Source organism: Streptomyces sp. NPDC057287, assembly GCF_042667905.1.
GTDB lineage: Bacteria > Actinomycetota > Actinomycetes > Streptomycetales > Streptomycetaceae > Streptomyces.
Genome location: NZ_JBHUYV010000007.1, coordinates 258804 through 281364, shown reverse-complemented (window position 1 = coordinate 281364; position 22561 = coordinate 258804). Strand labels below are relative to the sequence as shown.

23 protein-coding genes are annotated in these 22561 nt (G+C 71.4%); 9 read left to right on the top strand and 14 right to left on the bottom strand.

What is annotated here, in order from left to right:
- Positions 1-84: 84 nt before the first annotated feature.
- The 3 genes from pknB to ACFUNE_RS16440 all read left to right on the top strand — a co-directional run bounded on the left by pknB (position 85) and on the right by ACFUNE_RS16440 (position 3469).
- Positions 85-2007, top strand: a complete 1923-nt coding sequence (gene pknB, locus ACFUNE_RS16450) for a Stk1 family PASTA domain-containing Ser/Thr kinase (RefSeq protein WP_383567489.1) — start codon at positions 85-87, stop codon at positions 2005-2007.
- A gap of 22 nt (positions 2008-2029) precedes the next feature.
- Positions 2030-2887 carry a deoxyribonuclease IV gene (locus tag ACFUNE_RS16445; protein WP_383567486.1) on the top strand — a complete coding sequence of 286 codons (858 nt, stop codon included), beginning with the start codon at positions 2030-2032 and terminating at the stop codon, positions 2885-2887.
- A 78-nt stretch (positions 2888-2965) separates the two neighbouring features.
- A complete protein-coding gene (locus ACFUNE_RS16440) occupies positions 2966-3469 on the top strand; it encodes a DUF4396 domain-containing protein (protein ID WP_383567483.1) in 504 nt (167 codons plus the stop codon).
- A gap of 17 nt (positions 3470-3486) precedes the next feature.
- Here ACFUNE_RS16440 and ACFUNE_RS16435 read toward each other — a convergent pair whose 3' ends face one another.
- Positions 3487-4119 carry a sulfite oxidase-like oxidoreductase gene (locus ACFUNE_RS16435; RefSeq protein ID WP_383567480.1) on the bottom strand — a complete coding sequence of 211 codons (633 nt, stop codon included), beginning with the start codon at positions 4117-4119 and terminating at the stop codon, positions 3487-3489.
- Between the two features lie 155 nt (positions 4120-4274).
- On the opposite strand from ACFUNE_RS16435, the gene bfr reads away from it, so the two are divergent.
- The gene (gene bfr, locus ACFUNE_RS16430) at positions 4275-4754 is read left to right on the top strand and encodes a bacterioferritin (RefSeq protein WP_383567477.1); all 480 of its coding nucleotides are present in this window, start codon (positions 4275-4277) and stop codon (positions 4752-4754) included.
- Between the two features lie 35 nt (positions 4755-4789).
- Here the strand turns inward: bfr and ACFUNE_RS16425 are convergent, their stop codons facing one another.
- Together ACFUNE_RS16425 and ACFUNE_RS16420 are read right to left on the bottom strand one after the other, a co-directional pair.
- Positions 4790-5059 (bottom strand): bacterioferritin-associated ferredoxin, encoded by a 270-nt coding sequence (locus tag ACFUNE_RS16425; RefSeq protein ID WP_383567475.1) that lies wholly within the window; start codon positions 5057-5059, stop codon positions 4790-4792.
- A gap of 157 nt (positions 5060-5216) precedes the next feature.
- A complete protein-coding gene (locus ACFUNE_RS16420; RefSeq protein ID WP_383567472.1) occupies positions 5217-6563 on the bottom strand; it encodes a class II 3-deoxy-7-phosphoheptulonate synthase in 1347 nt (448 codons plus the stop codon).
- A 92-nt stretch (positions 6564-6655) separates the two neighbouring features.
- Between ACFUNE_RS16420 and ACFUNE_RS16415 the strand changes: the two genes are divergently transcribed.
- Both ACFUNE_RS16415 and ACFUNE_RS16410 read left to right on the top strand, forming a co-directional pair.
- Positions 6656-6724: a trp operon leader peptide gene (locus ACFUNE_RS16415; protein WP_383567791.1), complete on the top strand. Its 69-nt coding sequence runs from the start codon at positions 6656-6658 to the stop codon at positions 6722-6724.
- A gap of 96 nt (positions 6725-6820) precedes the next feature.
- On the top strand, positions 6821-8707 hold the full coding sequence (locus tag ACFUNE_RS16410) for an anthranilate synthase family protein (RefSeq protein WP_383567469.1): 1887 nt from the start codon (positions 6821-6823) through the stop codon (positions 8705-8707).
- 95 nt (positions 8708-8802) lie between these two features.
- On the opposite strand, the gene ACFUNE_RS16405 is transcribed toward ACFUNE_RS16410, so the two are convergent.
- The 5 genes from ACFUNE_RS16405 to ACFUNE_RS16385 all read right to left on the bottom strand — a co-directional run bounded on the left by ACFUNE_RS16405 (position 8803) and on the right by ACFUNE_RS16385 (position 13778).
- A complete protein-coding gene (locus ACFUNE_RS16405; protein ID WP_383567466.1) occupies positions 8803-9807 on the bottom strand; it encodes a 2-hydroxyacid dehydrogenase in 1005 nt (334 codons plus the stop codon).
- Between the two features lie 134 nt (positions 9808-9941).
- Positions 9942-10979, bottom strand: a complete 1038-nt coding sequence (locus ACFUNE_RS16400) for a 6-phosphofructokinase (protein ID WP_383567463.1) — start codon at positions 10977-10979, stop codon at positions 9942-9944.
- A gap of 112 nt (positions 10980-11091) precedes the next feature.
- Positions 11092-11784, bottom strand: a complete 693-nt coding sequence (locus ACFUNE_RS16395) for a response regulator (protein WP_383567460.1) — start codon at positions 11782-11784, stop codon at positions 11092-11094.
- Positions 11781-12998, bottom strand: coding sequence for a MacS family sensor histidine kinase (gene macS, locus ACFUNE_RS16390; RefSeq protein ID WP_383567457.1), 1218 nt, complete (start codon positions 12996-12998; stop codon positions 11781-11783). The genes ACFUNE_RS16395 and macS overlap by 4 nt, the downstream gene beginning before the upstream one ends.
- Positions 12999-13058: 60 nt before the next feature.
- A complete protein-coding gene (locus ACFUNE_RS16385) occupies positions 13059-13778 on the bottom strand; it encodes a lysophospholipid acyltransferase family protein (RefSeq protein ID WP_383567454.1) in 720 nt (239 codons plus the stop codon).
- Between the two features lie 214 nt (positions 13779-13992).
- On the opposite strand from ACFUNE_RS16385, the gene ACFUNE_RS16380 reads away from it, so the two are divergent.
- Together ACFUNE_RS16380 and ACFUNE_RS16375 are read left to right on the top strand one after the other, a co-directional pair.
- The gene (locus ACFUNE_RS16380) at positions 13993-14772 is read left to right on the top strand and encodes an alpha/beta hydrolase (RefSeq protein ID WP_383567451.1); all 780 of its coding nucleotides are present in this window, start codon (positions 13993-13995) and stop codon (positions 14770-14772) included.
- The gene (locus ACFUNE_RS16375) at positions 14765-15436 is read left to right on the top strand and encodes a hypothetical protein (RefSeq protein WP_383567448.1); all 672 of its coding nucleotides are present in this window, start codon (positions 14765-14767) and stop codon (positions 15434-15436) included. The genes ACFUNE_RS16380 and ACFUNE_RS16375 overlap by 8 nt, the downstream gene beginning before the upstream one ends.
- Positions 15437-15442: 6 nt before the next feature.
- Here ACFUNE_RS16375 and ACFUNE_RS16370 read toward each other — a convergent pair whose 3' ends face one another.
- From ACFUNE_RS16370 to ACFUNE_RS16345, 6 genes are all read right to left on the bottom strand, one after another.
- A complete protein-coding gene (locus tag ACFUNE_RS16370) occupies positions 15443-16210 on the bottom strand; it encodes an endonuclease/exonuclease/phosphatase family protein (protein WP_383567444.1) in 768 nt (255 codons plus the stop codon).
- 71 nt (positions 16211-16281) lie between these two features.
- Positions 16282-17223 (bottom strand): ROK family glucokinase, encoded by a 942-nt coding sequence (locus tag ACFUNE_RS16365; protein WP_329227873.1) that lies wholly within the window; start codon positions 17221-17223, stop codon positions 16282-16284.
- A gap of 117 nt (positions 17224-17340) precedes the next feature.
- Complete coding sequence (locus ACFUNE_RS16360) at positions 17341-17835, bottom strand: DUF5304 domain-containing protein (protein WP_383567440.1); 495 nt, start codon at positions 17833-17835, stop codon at positions 17341-17343.
- 80 nt (positions 17836-17915) lie between these two features.
- Positions 17916-19094 (bottom strand): ArsA-related P-loop ATPase, encoded by a 1179-nt coding sequence (locus ACFUNE_RS16355; RefSeq protein WP_383567438.1) that lies wholly within the window; start codon positions 19092-19094, stop codon positions 17916-17918.
- A 4-nt stretch (positions 19095-19098) separates the two neighbouring features.
- Positions 19099-19548 carry an SRPBCC family protein gene (locus ACFUNE_RS16350; protein ID WP_073747652.1) on the bottom strand — a complete coding sequence of 150 codons (450 nt, stop codon included), beginning with the start codon at positions 19546-19548 and terminating at the stop codon, positions 19099-19101.
- A gap of 120 nt (positions 19549-19668) precedes the next feature.
- Positions 19669-20478, bottom strand: coding sequence for a metallophosphoesterase (locus ACFUNE_RS16345; protein WP_383567435.1), 810 nt, complete (start codon positions 20476-20478; stop codon positions 19669-19671).
- Positions 20479-20758: 280 nt separating this feature from the next.
- Here ACFUNE_RS16345 and ACFUNE_RS16340 point away from each other — a divergent pair, with 280 nt between their 5' ends.
- Positions 20759-22555 (top strand): AMP-dependent synthetase/ligase, encoded by a 1797-nt coding sequence (locus tag ACFUNE_RS16340; RefSeq protein WP_383567432.1) that lies wholly within the window; start codon positions 20759-20761, stop codon positions 22553-22555.
- Positions 22556-22561: the final 6 nt, after the last annotated feature.

Below are 22561 nucleotides of genomic sequence, written 5' to 3'. Positions count from 1 at the left end.
GCCCCTGTCACGGCTCCGCACCGGATCGGCCCCTGGGAGCCCCGGCCCATCCGTGGTGTCCGTGGCAGCTCGTAGACTCGCCCCGTGGACACGACCCTCCAGGACCCCTTGGTCGGGCAGCTGCTCGACGGCCGCTATCGCATCGATGCGCGCATCGCCGTCGGCGGTATGGCCACGGTCTACCGGGCCGTGGACACCCGGCTCGACCGGGTGCTCGCCCTCAAGGTGATGCACCCGGCGCTGGCGACCGACGCCGCGTTCGTCGAGCGCTTCATCCGCGAGGCCAAGTCCGTCGCCCGGCTCGCCCACCCCAACGTGGTGGGTGTCTTCGACCAGGGCGCCCAGGGCGCGTACGTCTACCTGGCGATGGAGTACGTCGCCGGGTGCACCCTGCGTGACGTCCTGCGCGAGCGGGGGGCGCTGCAGCCCCGTGCCGCCCTGGACATCCTCGAACCGGTGCTGGCCGCCCTCGGCGCGGCGCACCGCGCGGGATTCGTCCACCGCGACATGAAGCCGGAGAACGTCCTGATAGGGGACGACGGCAGGGTGAAGGTCGCGGACTTCGGACTCGTACGCGCCGTGGGGACCGCCACGGACACCACCGGCTCGCTGCTGGGCACGGTCTCGTATCTCGCCCCGGAGCAGATCGAGCAGGGCACGGCCGACACCCGCTCCGACGTCTACGCCTGCGGTGTGGTGCTCTACGAGATGCTGACCGGCGGCAAGCCCCACGCCGGGGACACGGCCGCCCAGGTCATCTACCAGCACCTCAACCAGGACGTCCCCGCGCCGTCCGGTGCCGTCCCGGGCCTGGCCGCCGGTCTCGACGACCTGGTGGCCGTCGCCACGGCGCGCGACCCCGAGCTGCGTCCGGCCGACGCGGTGGCCCTCCTCGCGAGGTCCCGCGAGATACGCGCGGACCTCACCGAGGAGCAGCTCGACGCGGTTCCCCCGCAGGCGATCGCGGAGGTGCACGACGCCGCCGAGGACCGTACGAGCGTGATCCCCAGGGTGATCCCGGCCGGCCAGGGCACCGCGCACCACACCAGCCGGCTGGAGATGCCTCCGCCCGGGGCCGGGGAGCCGGGGCGCCGGCGACGTGGGTCCTTCGCGGTCCGCGGCCGGCGCGGGACGGTCGCCGTGCTCGTCGCCGTCCTGCTGGTCCTGGGGCTCGGAGCGGGTGTCTGGTACATCAACTCGGGTCAGTTCACCCGGGTCCCCTCGCTCCTGGGCCGGACCCAGAGCGCCGCCGAGCAGCGGCTCTCGGACGAGGGCCTCGACCTGAAGGGCGTCGAGCGCGCCTACAGCGACACGGTGGAGCGCGGCACGGTCATCAGCAGCGATCCGGGCTCCGGCGAGCGGATCCGGGGCAACGACGCGGTGAAGCTGGTGATCTCGCGCGGCCCGGAGATCGTGAAGGTGCCCGACGTCGAGGGCCTCGCCCTCGCCGACGCCCGGCGCGAGCTGAAGAAGACGGGCCTCGCGCCCGGGATGGTGACCCGGGAGTTCAGCGAGGAGATCGACCGGGGCAAGGTGATCCGTACGGATCCGCGCGTCGGCACCGAGCGGCACCCCGATTCCGCGGTGGCCCTGGTCGTCAGCAAGGGCAGCCCGGTCGACGTTCCCGACGTCACGGGACTCTCCGTCGAGGACGCCAGGGCGGCGCTGGACGAGGCCGGTCTCGAGAGCGAGGTGCTCACCGAGCGGGTCGATTCGGCCGAGGCCGCCGGCGAGATCGCCCGGCAGGCGCCCGGGAGCGGTGCCGAGGCCGCCGAGGGCGACACGGTGGAGCTGACGGTCTCCAAGGGCCCGCGCATGCTCCAGGTCCCCGACGTGACGGGGAAGGACGTCGACGAGGCCAGGAGCGCGCTGGAGGACGCGGGGTTCGAGGTCGAGGTCGACCGCCCGTTCCTCTCCTTCAGCGACACGGTCGGGAGCCAGTCGGTCGAGGGCGGCGAGAAGGCCGCGGAAGGCTCCACCATCACCATCAGGACCAAGGCCCTGTAGATCCACCGAGGACAGGCGGAACATGCGCAACCCTGTAGGCGGCCACGTCCCCGTGGCCGGCGGACTGGCCAAGGTCGGTCTCGGCTACGCACGGGAGCTGGCGGCGGAAGCCGTCCAGGTCTTCGTCGCCAATCCGCGAGGCTGGGCGACACCGCCCGGCAACCCCGCGCAGGACGAGCTGTTCCGCTCGGAGTGCGCGGCCGGGTCCGTGCCGGCGTACGTCCACGCCCCGTATCTGATCAACTTCGGGTCGCACACCGAGGCCACGGTCGAGCGGTCGGTCCTGTCGCTCCGCCACTCGCTGCGCAGGGCGAGAGCCATCGGCGCCCTCGGTGTGGTGGTGCACACCGGCTCGGCCACCGGCGGACGCCCGCGTGAGGAGGCCCTGGCCCAGGTGCGTACGCACATGCTCCCGCTGCTGGACGAGCTGACCCATGACGACGATCCGTTCCTGCTGCTGGAGTCGACCGCAGGCCAGGGCTCCTCGCTCTGCTCGCGGACCTGGGACTTCGGCCCGTACTTCGAGGCCCTGGACTCCCACCCGAGGCTGGGGATCTGTCTGGACACCTGCCACGTGTACGCGGCGGGCCACGACCTGACCGGCCCCTTCGGTATGCGGCAGACCCTGGATCTGCTGGTGGAGACGGTCGGCGAGGGACGGCTGAAGCTGATCCACGCCAACGACTCCAAGGACGTGGTGGGTGCCCACAAGGACCGGCACGAGAACATCGGCGCGGGCCACATCGGCGCCGAGCCGTTCCGTGAGCTGTTCTCCCACCCGGCGACCGAGGGGGTGCCGCTGGTCATCGAGACACCCGGCGGCAAGGAGGGCCACGCGGCGGACGTGGCGCGTCTGAAGGAGCTCCGGGACACCCGCTGAGCCCTCACGGGAATACCCCTGGGGGGTATGTGGTTGGCAGAGGTGTCAGGAATCCGCGACCAGACTCCGGGGCTCACCATGCGGCACGACGCACACCACGCGCACGACAGGCATCAGGGACACCACGCCACTCACGGCGACGGGGGCTCCGGATGGGCCATGGCCGCGCGCGCGACCCTGCACTGCCTCACCGGCTGCGCGATCGGCGAGGTCCTCGGCATGACGGTCGGCACCGCGCTCGGCTGGGGCAACGTGCCGACGATGGTGCTCGCGATCGTCCTGGCGTTCCTCTTCGGCTACGCGCTGACCCTGCGCTCGGTCCTGAGCTCCGGCGTGGGCCTCCGCTCGGCCGTCGGGGTCGCGCTGGCCGCCGACACCGTGTCCATCGCCGTGATGGAGCTCATCGACAACGGGGTGATCGCGCTCTGGCCGGGCGCCATGGACGCCCAGCTCTCGGACGCGATGTTCTGGACCGTTCTGGCCATCGCACTGGGAGCGGCCTTCGTCGTCACGACACCGGTCAACAAGTGGATGATCGGGCGCGGCCTGGGGCACGCGGTGGTGCACACCCACCACCGCTGAACGACGGTGCGGGAGCGTCAGAGCTCGGGGCCGTCCCCGGGCTCCTCCTGGTAGGAGTAGCGCTGCTCGCTCCACGGGTCACCGATGTTGTGGTACCCGCGTTCCTCCCAGAATCCGCGGCGGTCCGCCGTCATGTACTCGATGCCCCGGACCCACTTGGGGCCCTTCCAGGCATACAGGTGCGGCACGACCAGGCGCAGCGGGAACCCGTGCTCCGCGGTGAGCAGTTCGCCGTCCTTGTGGGTGGCGAACAACGTCCCGTCCGAAGCGAAGTCGGCGAGCCGCAGATTCGAGCTGAATCCGTATTCGGCCCAGACCATCACGTGCGTGACGTGGGGCGCCGGCGGGGCCAGTTCCACGATCTCGCGGGCCGCGATTCCGCCCCATTCCGCTCCGAGCATGCTGAATTTCGTCACGCAGTGGAGGTCGGCGACGACGGACGAGAAGGGAAGTGCCGAGAATTCCTGGTGATTCCAGCAGTGCTTGTCACCGTCGGCCGTGGACCCGAAGACCCGGAACTCCCAGCGGTCCGGTTTGAACTTGGGCACGGGGCCGTAATGGGTGACGGGCCAGCCCCGCTGCAGCCGCTGACCCGGCGGAAGCCCGGACTGCTCTGCTGTGCCGCGTTCCCGGCTTTCCGGCTGACCCATGCCTCCATGGTGACAGACAGGCAGGGGTGGTCATGACCAGGGGAGAGTCGATCAGGGCAACTCGTACTAAGCATGCACTTACTGGACGACCGCTTGGCGCGATGCGAGGATGCGCGCAAACATGCCCAGTTCACCGGTTGGAAGGAGCCTCTGCGATGCAGGGCGACCCCGAGGTCCTCGAGTTCCTCAACGAACAGCTGACCGCCGAATTGACTGCCATCAATCAGTACTTCCTGCACGCGAAGATGCAGGAGAACTTCGGCTGGACGAAGCTCGCGAAGTACACCCGGGCAGAATCGTTCGACGAGATGAAGCACGCGGAGCTCCTCACCGACCGGATCCTGTTCCTGGACGGGCTGCCCAACTATCAGCGGCTCTTCCACGTGCGGGTCGGCCAGACGGTCACCGAGATGTTCCAGGCGGACCGGCAGGTCGAGGTGGAGGCGATCGACCGCCTCAGGCGGGGCATCGAGGTGATGCGCGGCAAGGGCGACATCACGTCGGCGAACATCTTCGAGTCCATCCTGGAGGACGAGGAGCACCACATCGACTACCTCGACACCCAGCTGGAGCTGGTCGAGAAGCTCGGTGAGCCGCTCTACATCGCCCAGTTGATCGAGCAGCCGGAGAGCTGATCCGCCGACCGCCCCGGCATCGTCGCGCGGTCCCCTCAGGCGGCGTCGGAAAGCCTGACGTCCGGCGTGACGCCGAGGGCGACGGGCGCACCCGCCGGGGCGCCGACCGACGCCGTACGCCGCTCGCCGAGCTCCCGGGGTGCGCAGTCGCCGCGGCCGAGAAGCGCCTGGATCCTGCGGACGCAGCCGCCGCAGTCGGTGCCCGCCTTGCAGGCGGAGGCGATCTGGCGGGGCGTGCACGCTCCGCCGTCCGCATGCCGCTTGACCTGGTCCTCCGTGATGCCGAAGCAAGAGCATACGTACATGCGGTTCACCTCCCGACGGGTCGCTGCGCCGTCCCGAATTCTCGGTGAGGCTAACCTAACCTTACCCGCGACACCCCGCACGCAAAAGCCCCGGGTACGGCTGTGGGGCACGGATCACATCGATCCGTGCCCCACAGCCGTACACCAGGGATGATCCCTACTGGTCGCGGTACATCTCGGCCACCAGGAAGGCCAGGTCGAGGGACTGGCTGCGGTTGAGGCGCGGGTCGCAGGCCGTCTCGTAACGCTGGTGCAGGTCGTCCACGAAGATCTCGTGGCCGCCTCCGACGCACTCGGTCACGTCGTCACCGGTGAGCTCGACGTGGATGCCGCCGGGGTGCGTCCCGAGCTGCTTGTGCACCTCGAAGAAGCCCTTGACCTCGTCCAGGACGTCGTCGAAGCGCCGCGTCTTGTGGCCGGACGCGGCCTCGAAGGTGTTCCCGTGCATCGGGTCCGTCACCCAGACCACCGTGGCGCCGGAGGCGGTGACCTTCTCGACCAGCTCGGGGAGCTTGTCGCGCACCTTGTCGGCGCCCATGCGGACGATGAAGGTCAGCCGGCCCGGCTCGCGGTCGGGGTCGAGGCGGTCGACGTAGCCGAGCGCCTCGTCGACGGTGGTCGTCGGGCCGAGCTTGATGCCGATGGGGTTGCGGATCTTCGAGGCGAACTCGATGTGCGCGCCGTCCATCTGGCGGGTGCGCTCACCGACCCAGACCATGTGGCCCGAGGTGTCGTAGAGCTGGCCGGTGCGCGAGTCGGTGCGGGTCAGCGAGGACTCGTAGTCGAGCAGCAGCGCCTCGTGCGAGGCGTAGAACTCGACCGCCTTGAATTCGGCCGGGTCCGTGCCGCACGCCTTCATGAAGTTCAGCGCGTTGTCGATCTCGCGGGCCAGGGCCTCGTAACGCTGCCCGGACGGCGAGGACTTCACGAAGTCCTGGTTCCAGGCGTGGACCTGGCGCAGGTCGGCGTAGCCACCGGTGGTGAAGGCGCGGACGAGGTTCAGCGTGGAAGCGGACGCGTGGTACATCTGCTTCAGCCGCTCGGGGTCCGGGACGCGGGAGGCCTCGGTGAATTCGAAGCCGTTGACGGAGTCGCCGCGGTAGGTCGGCAGGGTGACGCCGTCGCGGGTCTCGGTCGGCTTGGAACGCGGCTTCGAGTACTGCCCGGCGATACGGCCGATCTTGACGACCGGCACGGAGGCCGCGTACGTCAGGACGGCGCTCATCTGGAGCAGCGTCTTCAGCTTGGCCCGGATGTGCTCGGCGGACACGGCGTCGAAGGCCTCGGCGCAGTCACCGCCCTGCAGCAGGAACGCCTCGCCCTTGGCGACGGCTCCCAGACGGGCGCGCAGCTGGTCGCACTCGCCGGCGAAGACGAGCGGAGGATAGGACTCGAGGTCCGCGATTACGTCGCGCAGAGCCTCGGCATCGGGGTACTCGGGCTGCTGCGCCGCGGGAAGGTCTCGCCAGGTGTGGCCACCGGCGACGGAGGTATTGGCGTTCACGGTCACCTTGACAACATTACGGGGTCGGCAGGGCCGTCCCATCCGCCCGCTCACCAAATGAGACGCGCGCTCGTTTGTCCACCGGCTGCGCTATGGTTCGTGGCATGTTCGCGCAGACGACCCAGAACTGGTGGTGGACCGCTCATCCGGCGGCCCGCTGAATCATCGCGCGTACAGACTTCGCGAAGGCCGCCCGAGGGGCGGCCTTCTCTGCGTTTCGGAGCCGGGAGCCGTTCCTCCATCAGGAAGGAACGCCCATGCCCGACCGTGCCGCCGACCTCTTGTCCACCCTGCTCCGTGACGACTCCCCGCCCTTCGCGCTGCTGCGCAGGCGCACCCCCGGCCGGGACCACGACACCGTCGAGATCCTGACCGGAGAGGTGCGGGAGGTCGCCCGGCTCGCCGACATCCCGGTGCGCGACCTGCCGTCGCTGGCCCTGGTGCCGTTCCGGCAGATCGTCGAGCGCGGTTTCGACGTGCGGGACGACGGCACCCCGCTCGCCGTACTGGTCGCCGAAGAGGCGCACGAGCTGCCGCTGGCCGAGGTGCTCGCGGAGCTGCCCGGCCACGACGTGCGGGTCGAGGGCGGCTCCTTCGACGTACCCGACGACGCGTACGAGGACGTCGTCCGGCGGGTCGTCGAGGACGAGATCGGACGGGGCGAGGGCGCGAACTTCGTGATCCGGCGGACCTTCGGCGGCGAGATCCCCGGGTTCGGCCGGGCGGACGCGCTGGCGCTCTTCCGCCGGCTGCTTGCCGGTGAGCGCGGGGCGTACTGGACGTTCGTCGTCCACACCGGGAAGCGGACCCTGGTGGGGGCGAGCCCGGAGGTCCACGTGCGGATGTCCGGCGGGACCGTCGTGATGAACCCGATCAGCGGGACCTACCGCTACCCGGCCGAGGGGCCGACGGCCGAGGGCCTGCTGGCCTTCCTCGGCGACCGCAAGGAGACCGAGGAACTCTCCATGGTGGTCGACGAGGAGCTGAAGATGATGTGCACCGTCGGCGACATGGGCGGGGTGGTGGTCGGTCCCCGCCTCAAGGAGATGGCCCACCTCGCGCACACCGAGTACGAGCTGCGCGGGCGCTCCTCGCTGGACGTGCGCGAGGTCCTGAAGGAGACCATGTTCGCGGCGACGGTCACGGGCTCCCCGGTGCAGAACGCCTGCCGGGTGATCGAGCGGTACGAGCCTGAGGGCCGCGGCTACTACGCGGGCGCGCTGGCCCTGGTGGGCCGGGAGCCCGGCGGGGCCCAGACGCTGGACTCGCCGATCCTGATCCGTACGGCCGACATCTCCGCGACGGGCCGGCTGCGCGTTCCGGTGGGGGCCACTCTCGTACGCCACTCCGACCCGGCGGGGGAGGTCGCCGAGACCCATGCGAAGGCGGCGGGCGTGCTCGCCGCGCTGGGCGTCCGGCCGGGCCGGCCCGAGTCCGAGGCGAGCCGCCCGCGGCTGGCCTCCGACCCCCGGGTGCAGGGGGCGCTGGACGACCGGCGCGGCGGGCTCGCGCCCTTCTGGCTGCGGATGCAGGAGCGCACGAGGGAGCTGTCCGGCCACGCGCTGGTGGTGGACGGCGAGGACACGTTCACGGCGATGCTGGGGCACCTGCTGCGCTCGTCGGGCCTCACGGTGTCGGTGCGCCCTTACGACGAACCCGGACTGCGCGCGGCCGTGCGGGCGCACGAGGGGCCCGTGGTGCTGGGGCCCGGGCCCGGTGATCCGGCGGACACCCACGATCCGAAGATGCGGCTGCTGAGGGAGCTGACCGCCGAGCTCGTGCGGGAGCACCGGCACGGACTGCTCGGCGTCTGCCTCGGCCACGAGCTGATCGCGGCGGAGCTGGGCCTGGAGATCGCGCGGAAGGCCGTGCCCTACCAGGGGGCGCAGACCCGGATCGACCTGTTCGGCAGGCCGGAGACGGTCGGCTTCTACAACAGCTTCACCGCGCTCTGCGACGACGCGGCGGCCACGGAGCTGGGCGCGCACGGCATCGAGGTGAGCCGGGACACCGGCTCCGGCGAGCTGCACGCGCTGCGGGGCAGGGGTTTCGCTTCGGTGCAGTTCCACCCGGAGTCGGTGCTGACGCTGCGCGGCGCGGCGATCGTGACCGGGCTGCTGGCGGCCCTGCCGGTGGCCGGCTGAGGGAGGTCTCCCCCTCCGGCTCGAAGGCGGAGGGGGCGTGGGCGGGCGCGTTCCTGAGGAGCGCGCCCGTGGCCGTCCGGTCCGGCCCCGGGTCCCTAACGCCCGGAGGGCGCCGGGACCAGGAAGTTGTCGCTGCGGCGGCCGGCCAGGTAGTCGGTGACGTTCTGGACGGTGGCCTCGATGATCTGCCCCACGGCGTCACGCGTGTAGTACGCCTGGTGGGAGGTCACGACGACGTTGGGGAAGGTGACGAGCCGGGCGAGCGTGTCGTCGTCGATGCCCTCCACGGACTTGTCGACGTAGAAGAGCCCCGCCTCCGCCTCGTAGACGTCGAGCCCGACCCCGGTGAAGCGGCCGGCCCGCAGCTCGGTGACGAGAGCGCGGGTGTCGATGAGGCCGCCCCGGCTGGAGTTGACCAGGATCGCGTCGTCCTTCATCACGGAGAGCGCGTCCGGGCCGATGAGGTGCTGGGTGTCCGGCAGCAGCGGCACATGGAGGCTGATCAGGTCCGCCTCGGCGAAGAGTCGCTCCTTGTCCACGTACGTCATGCCGAGCGCGGTGCAGGCCGGGTTCTCGGCGACGTCCCAGCCGAGCAGCTCCATGCCGAACCCGTGGGCGATCCGGGTGAACGCCTCACCGATCTTCCCGGTGCCGACGACACCGGCCGTGCGGCCGTGCATGTCCCGGCCGAGGAGCCCGTCGAGCCGGAAGTCGAAGTCCCGGGTGCGGCTCACCGCGCGGACGATGCGGCGGTTGACGGCCATGGCCAGGGTCCACGCGAATTCGGCGACCGAGTGGGGGGAGTAGTAGGAGACCCGGGCGACCCGGAGGGCGAGCCGTTCGGCGACGGCGAGGTCGATGTTGTTGAAGCCGGTGGAGCGCTGGGCGATCATGTGCGTGCCGCCCGCGGCAAGGGTCTGCAGGACGCGGCTGCCGAGGTCCGCGTTGACGCTGGTGGAGACGATCTCGTAGCCCGCGGCGATCGGAGCGGTGTCCTCGGTGAGGAAGACGTCCAGGCAGCGGACGTCGTGCAGGCCGGCGAAGGCCTTCTCGATCAGCGGCTTCTCGTCGGACTGCACGCCGAATGCCAGGATTTCCACGACGTCTCCCTGGTGAGGGGGCGGGGCCGGTCCTCGCGAAATATACGGCCCGCGCCCCCGCGGCGCCGCTCGGCCGGGGGAGGTGCCCCGGCCGGGGGGCACCCGAAGCCGGGGATCACCCGAAGCCGGGGGGATCACCCGAAGAAGACCCCGGCCTCCGCGTAGAGGGCCGGGTCGACGGTCTTCAGTCGGGCCGTGGCCTCCGCGATGGGCACCCGGACGATGTCCGTTCCCCGGAGGGCGACCATCACGCCGAAGGCACCCTCGTGCACCGCGTCGATGGCGTGCAGCCCGAAGCGGGTGGCGAGCCAGCGGTCGAAGGCGCTCGGCGTCCCGCCGCGCTGGACGTGGCCGAGGACCGTCGTCCTGGCCTCCTTGCCCGTGCGCCGCTCGATCTCCCTGGCCAGCCACTCGCCGACGCCGGAGAGCCGGACGTGGCCGAAGGAGTCGTGGGATTCGTCCTTCAGGATCATCTCGCCCCGTGCGGGCGCCGCGCCCTCGGCGACCACCACGATCGGCGCGTAGCTCGCCCGGAAGCGGGAGGTGACCCACTCGCAGACCTGGTCGGTGTCGAAGCGATGCTCCGGGATGAGGATGACGTTGGCCCCGCCGGCCATGCCCGAGTGGAGCGCGATCCAGCCCGCGTGCCGCCCCATCACCTCGACGACGAGGACCCGCATATGGGATTCGGCGGTGGTGTGGAGCCGGTCGATGGCCTCGGTCGCGATGCCGACCGCGGTGTCGAAGCCGAAGGTGTAGTCGGTGCCCGAGAGGTCGTTGTCGATGGTCTTGGGAACTCCGACGCACGGGACGCCGTACTCGTCGGAGAGCCTCGCCGCGACGCCGAGGGTGTCCTCGCCGCCGATGGTGATCAGGGAGTCGATCTCGTATGTGGTGAGGCTCTCCCTGATGCGGCGGACCCCCTGGCCCGCGTAATCCGCGTCGAACGGATTGGTGCGGGAGGAGCCGAGGATGGTGCCGCCGCGCGGCAGGATGCCGCGCACCGCCGCTATGGGGAGCGGGACCGTCACGCCCTCCAGGAGCCCGCGCCAGCCGTCCCGGAAACCGGTGAAGTCGTAGCCGTACTCCTGCACGCCCTTGCGGACGATCGCGCGGATGACCGCGTTGAGTCCGGGGCAGTCGCCGCCCCCGGTCAGTACTCCGACCCGCATGGAAGCATCCCTTCGCCGAAGTGAGCTCACTGGAGGCCACGCTAATGGTGACCCAGGTCACTCCGGGATGGGTAGGACGGTCAATTCCGTTGCGGTGCGCGGAGTTCGTCCGTCACACGTCGTCGAGGCCGGCCTCGATGGCGTAGCGCACGAGCTCCACCCTGTTGTGCAGCTGGAGCTTGCCCAGGGTGTTCTGCACATGGTTCTGCACGGTGCGGTGGGAGATGACCAGGCGCTCGGCGATCTGCTTGTACGACAGCCCCTTGGCGACCAGCCGCAGGACCTCGGTCTCACGGTCGGTGAGCTGCGGGACCTTCGGCTGGTCGGGGGCCGCGGGGGCGGGGTCGGAGGCGAGCCGGCGGTACTCACCGAGGACCAGCCCGGCCAGGCCCGGTGTGAAGACCGGGTCGCCGGCCGCGGTGGCGCGCACCGCGTCGGTCAGCTCCTGGGTGCTCGCCGACTTGAGCAGATAGCCGGTGGCGCCCGACTTCACGGCCTCCAGCACGTCCGCGTGCTCGCCGCTGGCGGAGAGCACCAGGACGCGCAGCCCCGGGAGGGAGCCGACGACCTCCTTGCAGACCTGGACGCCGGGCATCCCCGGCAGGTTCAGGTCGAGCACCAGGACGTCCGGGCGGACGGCCATGGCCCGGCGCACGGCCCCGGGGCCGTCGCCTGCGGTCGCGACCACGTCGAACCCCGACTCGGCGAGATCGCGGGCGACCGCGTCGCGCCACATCGGGTGGTCGTCGACGACCATCACCCTGACGGGCCGTTCCTCGGACGCCTGCGTGTTCGGTGTACTCATCGGGCCGATCCTGCCTTCCCCCGTGAAACCTTCGGAACCTTCAACTCGACCTCGGTGCCCTGGCCGGACACCGAGATCAGCTCTGCTGTGCCGCCCAGGTCGCGCAGGCGCCCGCGGATCGACAGGGCGACGCCGAGCCGGCCCTCCCCCTCCGCCTGGTCGAGCCGGCCCTCCGGGATGCCCGGGCCGTCGTCCCGGACCGTGACGACCACCTCGTCCGGCTCGTCCTCGACCAGGATCCACGCCTGGGCGTCCGGCCCGGCGTGGACCCGGACGTTGTCCAGCGCGGCACTCACGGCGGCGGCGAGCTCACGCGCCGCTCCGGCCGCGAGCACCACGGGTGCGCCGGGCTCCGCGAAGGTGACCCGGGAGCTCGCGTACGGGGCGAGCAGGGCGCGCAGGTCGGACTCGGCGCTCTCCGTCGCCCCTTCGTCCACCGTGCGGACGACCGCGCCCTCGGCGCCGTCCTCGGAGACCCGGGTCGTGGGCACCAGGCCGGTGGACACCAGGGTCCGCAGGGCGACCTCCTGCTCCCCCGCCATCCGGCCCAGCTCCGCGGCCTCGCCGCCCAGGGCCGTGCCGCGCCGCTGCACCATGGCCAGGACCTGCAGGACGCTGTCGTGGATGTCGCGCGCGAGCCTCTCGCGTTCCCTGGTGGCGGCCTCGATCTCCAGTGCGCGGGCCAGGGTGCGCTCGCTGGCCCGTGCCACCTCGACGACGTAACCGATGGCGATGGACGCGACCCACACCAGGAGCACGTTGTGGAAGGTGTCCTCGCTGGGCTCGCCGCGCTCGACGATGTTGGCCGCCGCGACGAGGGTCGAGGCGAAGGCCGCCCACCGCCAGCCGCCCTTGAGCGCGAAGGCGAGCACGGAGCCGGCGGTCCAGATCGACGGGAGCGTCGGGCCGTCCATGTGCTGGGCGTCGAAGTCGGCGAGCGGCGTCAGGAGGATGCCGGTCAGGGCGACGGCCAGGTCCAGGCCGAGGAAGCGCTTGGTGCAGCTCGCCGCGTTGGCCACCCTGGGGAGGGTCACGAGCGTCCAGAGGGCCAGGGCCGCCAGGAAGGCGACGGCGACCCAGGGACGCTCCCACTTGTCCCGGCCGAAGCCCGCGAGCAGCGCCGCGTAGACCAGGGTCAGCACGCGGTACGCGGTCAGAGCCCGCCACAGCGGCTGCTCGACCGACATCCGTACGACCTGTTCACGCCCGGCCATGTGCCCTCCCCCGGTACCCACCCCTGTCATGCTGCCCGCTACGGGCGTCCGGCGGCGTCCCTACGCGCCGGGCCGCTCCGGTCCCTCCTTCTTCGCCTCGTCGGCGATCTGCCGTTTGGCCGCGGTCGCGTAGATGTCCACGTACTCCTGGCCGGAGAGCTTCATGATCTCGTACATGACCTCGTCGGTCACCGAGCGGAGGATGAAGCGGTCGCCGTCCATGCCCTGGTAGCGGCTGAAGTCCAGCGGCTTGCCGATCCTGATGCCGGGCCGCATCAGCTTGGGCACCACCTGGCCGGGCGGCTGGATCTTCTCCGTGTCGATCATCGCCACGGGGATGACGGGGGCGCCGGTGGCGAGTGCCACCCGGGCGAGGCCCCCGGGCTTGCCCCGGTAGAGCCGTCCGTCGGGCGACCGGGTGCCCTCCGGGTAGATACCGAAGAGCCCGCCGCTCTCGATCACCTGGATCCCCGCCCTGATGGCGGCCTCCCCTGCGCCGCGGCCGCCGGAGCGGTCCACCGGGAGCTGTCCCACGCCCTTGAAGAAGGCGGCGGTGAGCTTGCCCTTCACACCCGGCGCGGTGAAGTACTCCGCCTTGGCGATGAAGGTCACCTTGCGGTCGAGGACGGCCGGCAGGAAGAAGGAGTCGGAGAACGACAGGTGGTTGCTCGCGAGGATCGCCGGCCCGTGTACGGGGATGTTCTCCAGGCCCTCCACCCACGGCCTGAAGGCGAGCTTCAGGGACCCGCCGATGGAGAACTTCATTGCGCCGTAGATCAACTCGGGTGCCTCCTGTTGCCGTCCGACAGACCTTAACCTGTGGGGCCGCGCCCCCTCCCGCCCCCTCCGGGCGGAGTGCCCGGCGGCCGACCCGGCGGGTGACCGCTGCTCGGACGGTGACGGCCCTGGTCGGTGTCGGTCCGGTCGCGTACGGTGAAGTAATCCTTTTGCACACCCCCCGCACCCCGCCCCGCTTCATGAACAGGAGACCCCGGTGCCGGTCCTCCCTGGAGCCGAGCCGTTCCGCCACGAGGGCGGAGAGGTCGGCGTCCTCCTCTGTCACGGATTCACGGGTTCGCCCCAGTCGCTGCGCCCCTGGGCCGACCGGCTGGCGGAGCGGGGACTGACCGTGTCCCTCCCGCTGCTGCCCGGACACGGCACGCGCTGGGAGGACATGGCGGTCACCGGCTGGCAGGACTGGTACGCGGAGGTGGACCGGGAGCTGCGGGAGCTGCGGGCGCGGTGCGAGCAGGTCTTCGTCTTCGGCCTCTCCATGGGCGGCGCTCTGGCCCTGCGTCTCGCCGCGAAGCACGGGGACGAGATCGCGGGCCTGGTCCTGGTCAACCCGGCCAACAAGGTGCACGGCCTCTCGGCGTACGCCCTGCCGGTCGCCCGGCACCTGGTGCGGACGACGAAGGGGCTGACCAGCGACATCGCGCTGGAGGGCTCGGAAGAGGTCGGTTACGACCGGGTGCCGCTGCACGCCGCCCACTCCGTACGGACGTTCTTCCGCCTGGTCGACGCCGATCTCCCGCAGGTCACCCAGCCGATCGTGCTGCTGCACAGCCCTCAGGACCACGTCGTGCCGCCGGCCGACTCCGCGCGGATCCTCAGCCGGGTCTCCTCCCGGGACGTCCAGGAGATCCTCCTGGAACAGAGCTACCACGTGGCGACGTTGGACCACGATGCGGAGCGGATCTTCGACGAGAGCTACCGGTTCATCGACCGCCTCGCATCCGACGCTGGCAAGAAGGGGAGCACGTCCGGTGGCTGAGCACGACGCGGAGCGCGCGGGCAGTGACGAGGAGCGCGAACCGCGCCCCACGGAGGGGACGGCCGTCCCCGAAGGCACGGAGGGGGCCCGGCCGCTCGACGAGGCCGCGGCCTGGGAGGCGATCGTCGCGGGATACGGCGAGGAGCCGCCGGACCCGCCGGGCGCCAAGCCGTTCAAGTCGATCGAGGACCTGGTCCTGCTGGAGGACGACCAGCTCAACGTCCTCGACCCCGCGCCGGAGCCCGGCGCGGGCGAGGACGCGGACAAGGGCGTGAGCGGGAAGTCCCCCGCCGGGCCGCCGGAGAAGAAGCCGCTCGGCGGCTCGGTCGTCTTCGCCCCGGGGGTCGCGGGCCCCCGCGACTACGGCCTCCAGGAGCCCGCGGACGGCGACATCGACGATCCGGACGACAGCGAGGACGGGCACTTCGTCCCCCCGGAGCCGCCGCCGCTCCCCGAAGCCGACGTGACGGCGAAGTTCGCCTGGCTCGCGGTCGTCGGCGGTCCGGTGCTGATGCTGATCGCGGTGCTGATGCAGTGGGAGATGACGTGGTGGCTCACCACACTCTGCATCGGCGGATTCCTGGGCGGCTTCGCCACCCTGGTGGCGCGCATGCCCCACGACGACGAAGAGGACGACGACCCGGGGCGCGGCGCGGTCGTCTGACCCCGGTCAGCCCCCGGCGGGCACCCTGAGGGCGGCCAGCACGGGCAGATGGTCCGTGGCCGCCCGCAGGTCCGCGCCGGTGACGCCGGGCAGGCCCTCGGGGACGCCGCAGCCGAGCACCTCGATGCGGTCCGTCGCGAACACCGCGTCGATGCGGCTGCGCGGTGCGTCGGGCGGGAAGGTGAGCTCCCCTCCCCACGGCCGCACGGTCCGGCAGTCCTGGAGGCGCCCGGCCAGCCTCCGGAAGGCGGCCCCCTCCGGTCCGTCGTTGAGGTCGCCCGCCACGACGGCGTGCGGGACCCCCATCGCGTCGACCCGCTCCAGCAGCATGCCCGCCTGGGCCAGCCGCTCCTCGCGCCGCAGGCTCAGATGACAGCTCACGACGCCGAGCCTCGTCCCGGCGATGCGTACGACCGCCGTGGCCAGACCGCGCCGGTGCAGCCCCGGGGTGAGGGGCAGCAGGACGTCCTCGGTGCGCTCCACGGTGGCGCGCAGGGAACAGAGCAGCAGGGGCCCGGCCGCCGTGGCTCCGCCGCTGAGGATCACCAGGTCGGTCATGGCCGCGAGCCGGGCCGCCGCCTTGCGCCAGCGGAAGAAGCGCGGGGACTCCTGGACGCACACCAGGTCGGGCGCGCAGGCACGGATGACGCGGGCCAGCGCCTCGGTGTCGTCGCGCAGGGAGCGGACGTTGTAGCTCAGCACCCGGATGACGGCCGAACCGTCCTGCTCGGTACGGGAGTCGGGCAGGGGCGTCGGCATCGGCATCGTGACCATGGGAGGCACGATACGACGGACGCCCGCCGCTCCCCGGAGGGCGCGACGGGCGTCGGACGTGCTGTACGGGGTCAGCCCTGGCGTGCCAGGTCCGCCGCGCCCACCAGGCCTGCCTTGCCGCCCAGTTGTGCAGCGAGGACCTGCGCGTGCGGGCGCCATTCGCCGCCGATCAGCCAGCGCCGGAACGACTTGCGGATCGGGTCGAGGACCAGCTCCCCCTCGTCCGAGACGCCGCCGCCGACGATGAAGGCCGACGGGTCGAAGAGCGAGGCGAGGTCCGCCAGTCCGGCTCCGGCCCAGCGGGCCAGCTCGCGGAAGGAGTCGACGGCCACCGGGCAGCCCTGCCGGGCGGCCTGGCTGATGTGCTTGCCCTCGATGCCCTCGACCGTGCCGTCGCCGAGGCTCAGCAGGATCGTGGCGTTCTCCGGGGTGGCGTTGGCACGCTGCTTCGCGTACCGCACGAGAGCGCGCCCGGAGGCGTACTGCTCCCAGCAGCCCTGGCTGCCGCAGCCGCAGAGCAGCCCGTCGGGGACGACCCGGATGTGACCGAATTCAGCCGCCACACCGAAGCGGCCGCGCCGCAGCTTGTTGCCGATGATGATGCCGCCGCCCAGCCCGGTGCCGAGCGTGATGCAGATGACGTCGTCGTGCCCCTGGCCGGCACCGAAGCGGTATTCGCCCCAGGCCGCCGCGTTGGCGTCGTTCTCGACGACGACGGGCAGGCCGACGCGCTGCTCGACCTTGTCCTTGAGCGGCTCGTGGCGCCAGTTGATGTTCGGAGCGAACAGCACGGTGGCGCGCTTGTCGTCGACATATCCGGCCGCGCCGATGCCGACGGCCTCGACGTCGTGTCCCTCGCTCGCTCCGGCCACGGCAGCGCTGATGGCGTCCACGATGCCTTCGGCCGTCGGCGGGGTCGATACCTTGAACGTCGAGAGGATCCGGCCCTCTTCGTCGACCACTCCAGCCGCGATCTTCGTGCCGCCGATATCGACGCCGATGGTGAGTCCCATGAATCCCTCAGTTTCGGTCGAGCCCCGCTACGGCCAACCGTACCCGAGCCGGGGACGGGTAACGCCGCAGATGTGCCTGCCCGCCCCCGCGACGCCGCCCCCGTGTGCCGGCCGGTCTCAGTCCAGGTCGATGTGTTCGCTGCCGCCGGTGCCCTCGTCGCGCGGGTCCGAGGGGTCCTCGGCCGCCTTCTTCCCGGGACCGGGGGTGGATGATCCGGTGCCGCCCGCGGTGCCTCCGGCACCTTCGGTGCCCCGGGTCCAGCGGCCCTCCTGGCCCTCGACCGCGGAGCGGTAGGCGGCCAGGAGCTCGTTCCCGGCGGCGGCGAGATGGTCGAAGAGTTCCGGATTGCGCTCGATGACGGGTTCGACCGCGGACTTGGCCTGCCTGATCACCTGCTGGACGGTTCCCTGGGCGGCCATGCCGAGCAGGGGCGACTGCAGGGAGGAGACCTTGTCGGCCACGGCGTCGATCAGCTTGCGCAGCTCCTCGGCGGCGGAGCCCGGCTGCTGTCCGTACTGGGCCCGTCGACGGGCCTTCTCCGCCTCGAAATCCTCGGCGCAGGCCTCCGCCCACGCGTCGTCGTCGACGGGACGATCGGTGGCTTCACTCATGGCGGACTCCTGCGACGCGGTTGCCTGCGTGGCCGTGCGAGCCACGTACTACCGACGTTACCCGAACGGTGGTACACCGTTCATTGTGTCCGGGGCCAGAGCGCGGGGTCAGGCGTGAACCGGACACGCAGGACTCCGTCGGTCAGCGCGGCCCCCGAGACGGTGCAGCGGCGCAGCGCGGACTCCAGGCGGACGGTCCGGTGGAACCGGCCCGCGGTGAGCAGCAGTTCGTCGCCGCGCCGGACGAGCCCGAGGTCCTCCTTGACGGCACCCGGCAGGGGCAGGCACCAGGCGATGACGCCGTCGCCGGCGGCCTCGGTCCACCAGGGGTCCCCGGCGTGTCCCGGCTCCCGGCGGTCCGGCGCGCCGACCCCGGCGAGCAGGGCCAGGTCCTCGGCGGTGCGCGGCTCGCGGCCGAGGTGAGCGGCCTCGCGCACGGGTGTCCCCTGCCACTCCTGCTGCCAGTGGTCCAGGCACTTCTCCTGGCCTGCGGCGAGATCCGCGAACCAGGGGTCGCCGGAGTGGCGGGGCAGGACCTTGGAGGCCACGACGGCGTCGACGCGCAGTCCGTGCAGGGCGAGCCCCGTACGGGCGGCGCTCAGCGCCTCCCCGGCGGCCCGCCCGGGTTCCGCCACGAGCCGCACGGTGGTGGCGTTGTCCCCGATCAGCGCTTCGACGGCGGCCAGTTCGGCGTCCTTGCGGGCGGCGGCCTCGTAGAGCCACTGCGCGGGCATGGGGACGCCTGCGAGCTGGGCCAGCACCGGGCGCAGGGCGCGGGCGGCCTGGCGCTCGCGGGGCAGGAGGCGGCGGAGGTAGCGGCGCAGCTGCCCGGGCAGTGCGAGCAGGGCGAGGGCATCGGTGAGCGGGGGGAGGTCGACGACGAGGACCTCGTAGCCCTCTGCGGCCCAGTCGCCCTCGGCGGCCCGGCGCAGGGTGTGCAGGACGGCGAGCTGCGCGCTGCCCGGCAGTTCGGTCAGTTCCTCGCCGTCGAGCCGGTTGGCGCCGAGCAGGTCGAGCACCCCGGACGCCCGGTCCTGGAGCTCGAGGAGCTCACCGCGGAAGTGCGAGGCGGAGTCGACGCGCGCGCAGGCGAGCAGTTCGGCGGCCTCGGCCGGTTCGGTGCCCGCGGGGAAGGCCGGGACGGCGTCGGCGGAGACCAGGAGGGTGCGCCGGCCGTCACGGGCCGAGGCGAGCGCGGTCGCCGCGGCGACGGTGGTACGGCCTGCGCCGCCGGGGCCGGTGACGAGGACCGTACGCACGTGATCAGGCCTTCGGGACGGACTCGACGCGCTTCTTCAGTCCGGCGAGTGCGCGGTCGATGATGACCTTCTCGGCCTTGCGCTTGATCATGCCGAGGAGCGGGATCTTGACGTCGACGGCCAGCCGGTAGGTGACCTCGGTGCGGTCGCCGTCGCCGAGGGGCGCCAGCGCGTAGCTGCCGTCGAGGGCACGGAGCATCTGGGACTTGACGAGGGTCCAGCCGACCTCGTACGGGCTGTTCCAGGTGTAGGCGAGGACGTGGTCGTCCTTGATCGCTCCGGCGTCCAGGACGAGGCGGACCTGTTCGGCACGGCCCTGGTCGTCGGTGGCCAGGATCTCGGCCTCCTTCACCTCGCCGGTCCATTCCGGATAGCGCGCGAAGTCGGCGATCACTCCCATGACGTCGGCCGGTGCCGCCTCGATCGTGATGCTCGAGCTGGTGTGTTCAGCCATCGCCGTGGCCCTCCAGTGCGGTGTACCGGTCGCGTTCGGCAGAGGCCTGCCGTGTGCAGGCTATCGCGTACCGGATGCCCTCCCGCCCACGCCCCGGCCTGCGGGCACCGGCCGTGTCGCTCACCACTCCAGGGCCCAGGGCGTGCCCGTCGAGGCGAAGTGGCCGACGTTGACGCACTCGGTGACGCCGATCCGCATCCGGCGGACGAGCGGCTGGTGCACATGGCCGAAAAGCGCGTAGCGGGGCCGGGTCCGGTGGATGGCATCGAGGAGCGCGCGGCTGCCTCGTTCGAAGCGCCGGGCCACGGTGTCGTACGTCAGCTCCGGGACGTCCGGCGGGATGTGGGAGCAGAGCACGTCCACGGGGCCGAGCGCCTCGACCTTGGCGGCGTACTCCTCGTCGCTGATCTCGTACGGGGTGTTCATGGGGGTCCTGAGCCCGCCCCCGACGAACCCGAAGACCCGGCCCCCGATCTCGGCCCGCTCGCCGTCCAGCACGGTGGTACCGGAATTGGCGTACTCGGGCCAGAGCGCGGGCACGTCGACGTTGCCGTACGTGGCGTACGTGGGCGTGGGCATGACCGCGAACATCTCGGCGTACTGCTTGCGTACGGCGGACAGGATCGCCGCGTTGCGGTCCCGGCCCGCCCACAGCTCGTGCCCGAAGGCGCGCGCCTCCTCGAAACGGCGTGCGGTGCGCAGCTCGACGATGCGGTCGGCGTTGGCGACGCCGAACAGGTCGGGGAAGATGCCGCGCGAGTGGTCGGCGTAGTCGAGGAAGAGGACGAGGTCCCCGAGGCAGACCAGGGCGTCCGCGCCGTCCCCGGCGCGCGCCAGCGCCTCCGCGTTGCCGTGCACGTCGCTGACCACGTGCACGCGTGTCCGTCGGGTGGGGGTTGTGTGCTGATTGTGCGGTGTGCCGGCTCGCATGGAGATCACCCTAGGTCTCCACTCGCCGCTCTGGGTAGATGCCGCCGGACCTGCGATTACTTCCGGATCGGGACACGGGTGGACTAATGTGCGCCGAAGGACCGCCGATATGTGTGATGCATAAGACATCTGGCCGGAACCCCCTTTCCGGAACCGAGTACCGGTGGGTAACGTCCGGCCAGTCCAGTCGTGCTCACCCCACTGAGCATCTGCCAGTCTTGGACCGATCCGGTGCGTCGCACAGAGCCGTGGAACCGGAGCCCGATGAGGAGCAGCAGTCTTGCGCGAGTTCAGCCTTCCGGCCCTGTACGAGGTCCCTTCGGACGGCAACCTGACGGATCTCATCCGCCGCAACGCCGCTCAGCATCCCGATGTCGCGGTGATGAGCCGGAAAGTGGCCGGCGTCTGGACGGACGTCACGGCGACCCGGTTCCTCGCTGAGGTCAGAGACACCGCCAGAGGCCTGATCGCGTCCGGCATCCAGCCCGGCGACCGGGTGGCGCTCATGTCCCGGACCCGCTTCGAGTGGGTCCTGCTGGACTTCGCCATCTGGAGCGCGGGCGCCGTCACCGTGCCGGTGTACGAGACCAGCTCCCCCGAGCAGGTCCAGTGGATACTCGGCGACTCGGGCGCGGTCGCGGTCGTCGTGGAGAGCGACGCCCACGCGGATTCCGTCTCCTCCGTGCGTGACCGGCTCCCCGGGCTGAACCACGTCTGGGAGATCGACCGGGGCGCCGTCGGCGAGCTCGTCGCGGCGGGTGCCGGAGTCTCCGACGAGGCCCTGGACCTGCGCATGGTGAGCGCCAAGGCGGACGACCCGGCGACCATCGTCTACACCTCGGGCACCACCGGCCGCCCCAAGGGCTGTGTGCTGACGCACCGCAGCTTCTTCGCGGAGTGCGGCAACATCGTGGAGCGGCTGAAGCCGCTCTTCCGTACCGGCGAGTGCTCCGTCCTGCTCTTCCTCCCCGCCGCGCACGTCTTCGGCCGGCTGGTCGAGGTCGCCTCGGTGATGGCCCCGATCAAGCTCGGCTGCGTGCCGGACATCAAGAACCTCACCGACGAGCTGGCCTCCTTCCGGCCGACGCTCATCCTCGGTGTGCCGCGGGTGTTCGAGAAGGTCTACAACTCGGCGCGTGCCAAGGCGCAGGCCGACGGCAAGGGCAGGATCTTCGACCGCGCCGCCGACACGGCGATCGCTTACAGCCGCGCGCTGGAGACCCCGGACGGTCCCTCGGTCGGCCTGAAGGTCAAGCACAAGGTCTTCGACAAGCTCGTCTTCAGCAAGCTGCGGGCCGTGCTCGGCGGCCGCGGCGAGTACGCGATCTCCGGCGGCGCGCCGCTGGGTGAGCGGCTCGGCCACTTCTTCCGCGGCATCGGCTTCACGGTGCTCGAGGGCTACGGCCTCACCGAGACCTGCGCCGCCACGGCCTTCAACCCGTGGGACCGCCAGAAGATCGGTACGGTCGGCCAGCCGCTGCCGGGTTCGGTCGTGCGGATCGCCGACGACGGCGAGGTGCTGCTGCACGGCGAGCACCTGTTCACCGGGTACTGGAAGAACGAGACGGCCACGGCCGAGGCGCTCGCCGACAACTGGTTCCACACGGGCGACATCGGCACGCTCGACGAGGACGGCTACCTCGCGATCACGGGACGCAAGAAGGAGATCATCGTCACGGCGGGCGGCAAGAACGTCGCCCCCGCGGTGATCGAGGACCGTATCCGCGCGCACGCGCTGGTCGCCGAGTGCATGGTGGTCGGCGACGGGCGGCCGTTCGTCGGCGCGCTGCTCACCCTCGACGAGGAGTTCCTCTCCCGCTGGGCCGAGGAGAACGGCAAGCCGGCCGGGTCGACGGCGGTCTCGCTGCGTGAGGACCCCGACCTGCTGGCCGAGGTGCAGCGCGCGGTGGACGACGGCAACGCCGCGGTCTCCAAGGCCGAGTCCGTGCGCAAGTTCCGTATCCTCGCGGCGCAGTTCACCGAGGAGGCGGGCCACATCACGCCCTCGCTGAAGCTGAAGCGCAACGTCGTGGCGAAGGACTTCGCGGACGAGGTCGAGTCGATCTACCGCGGCTGAGCCCGG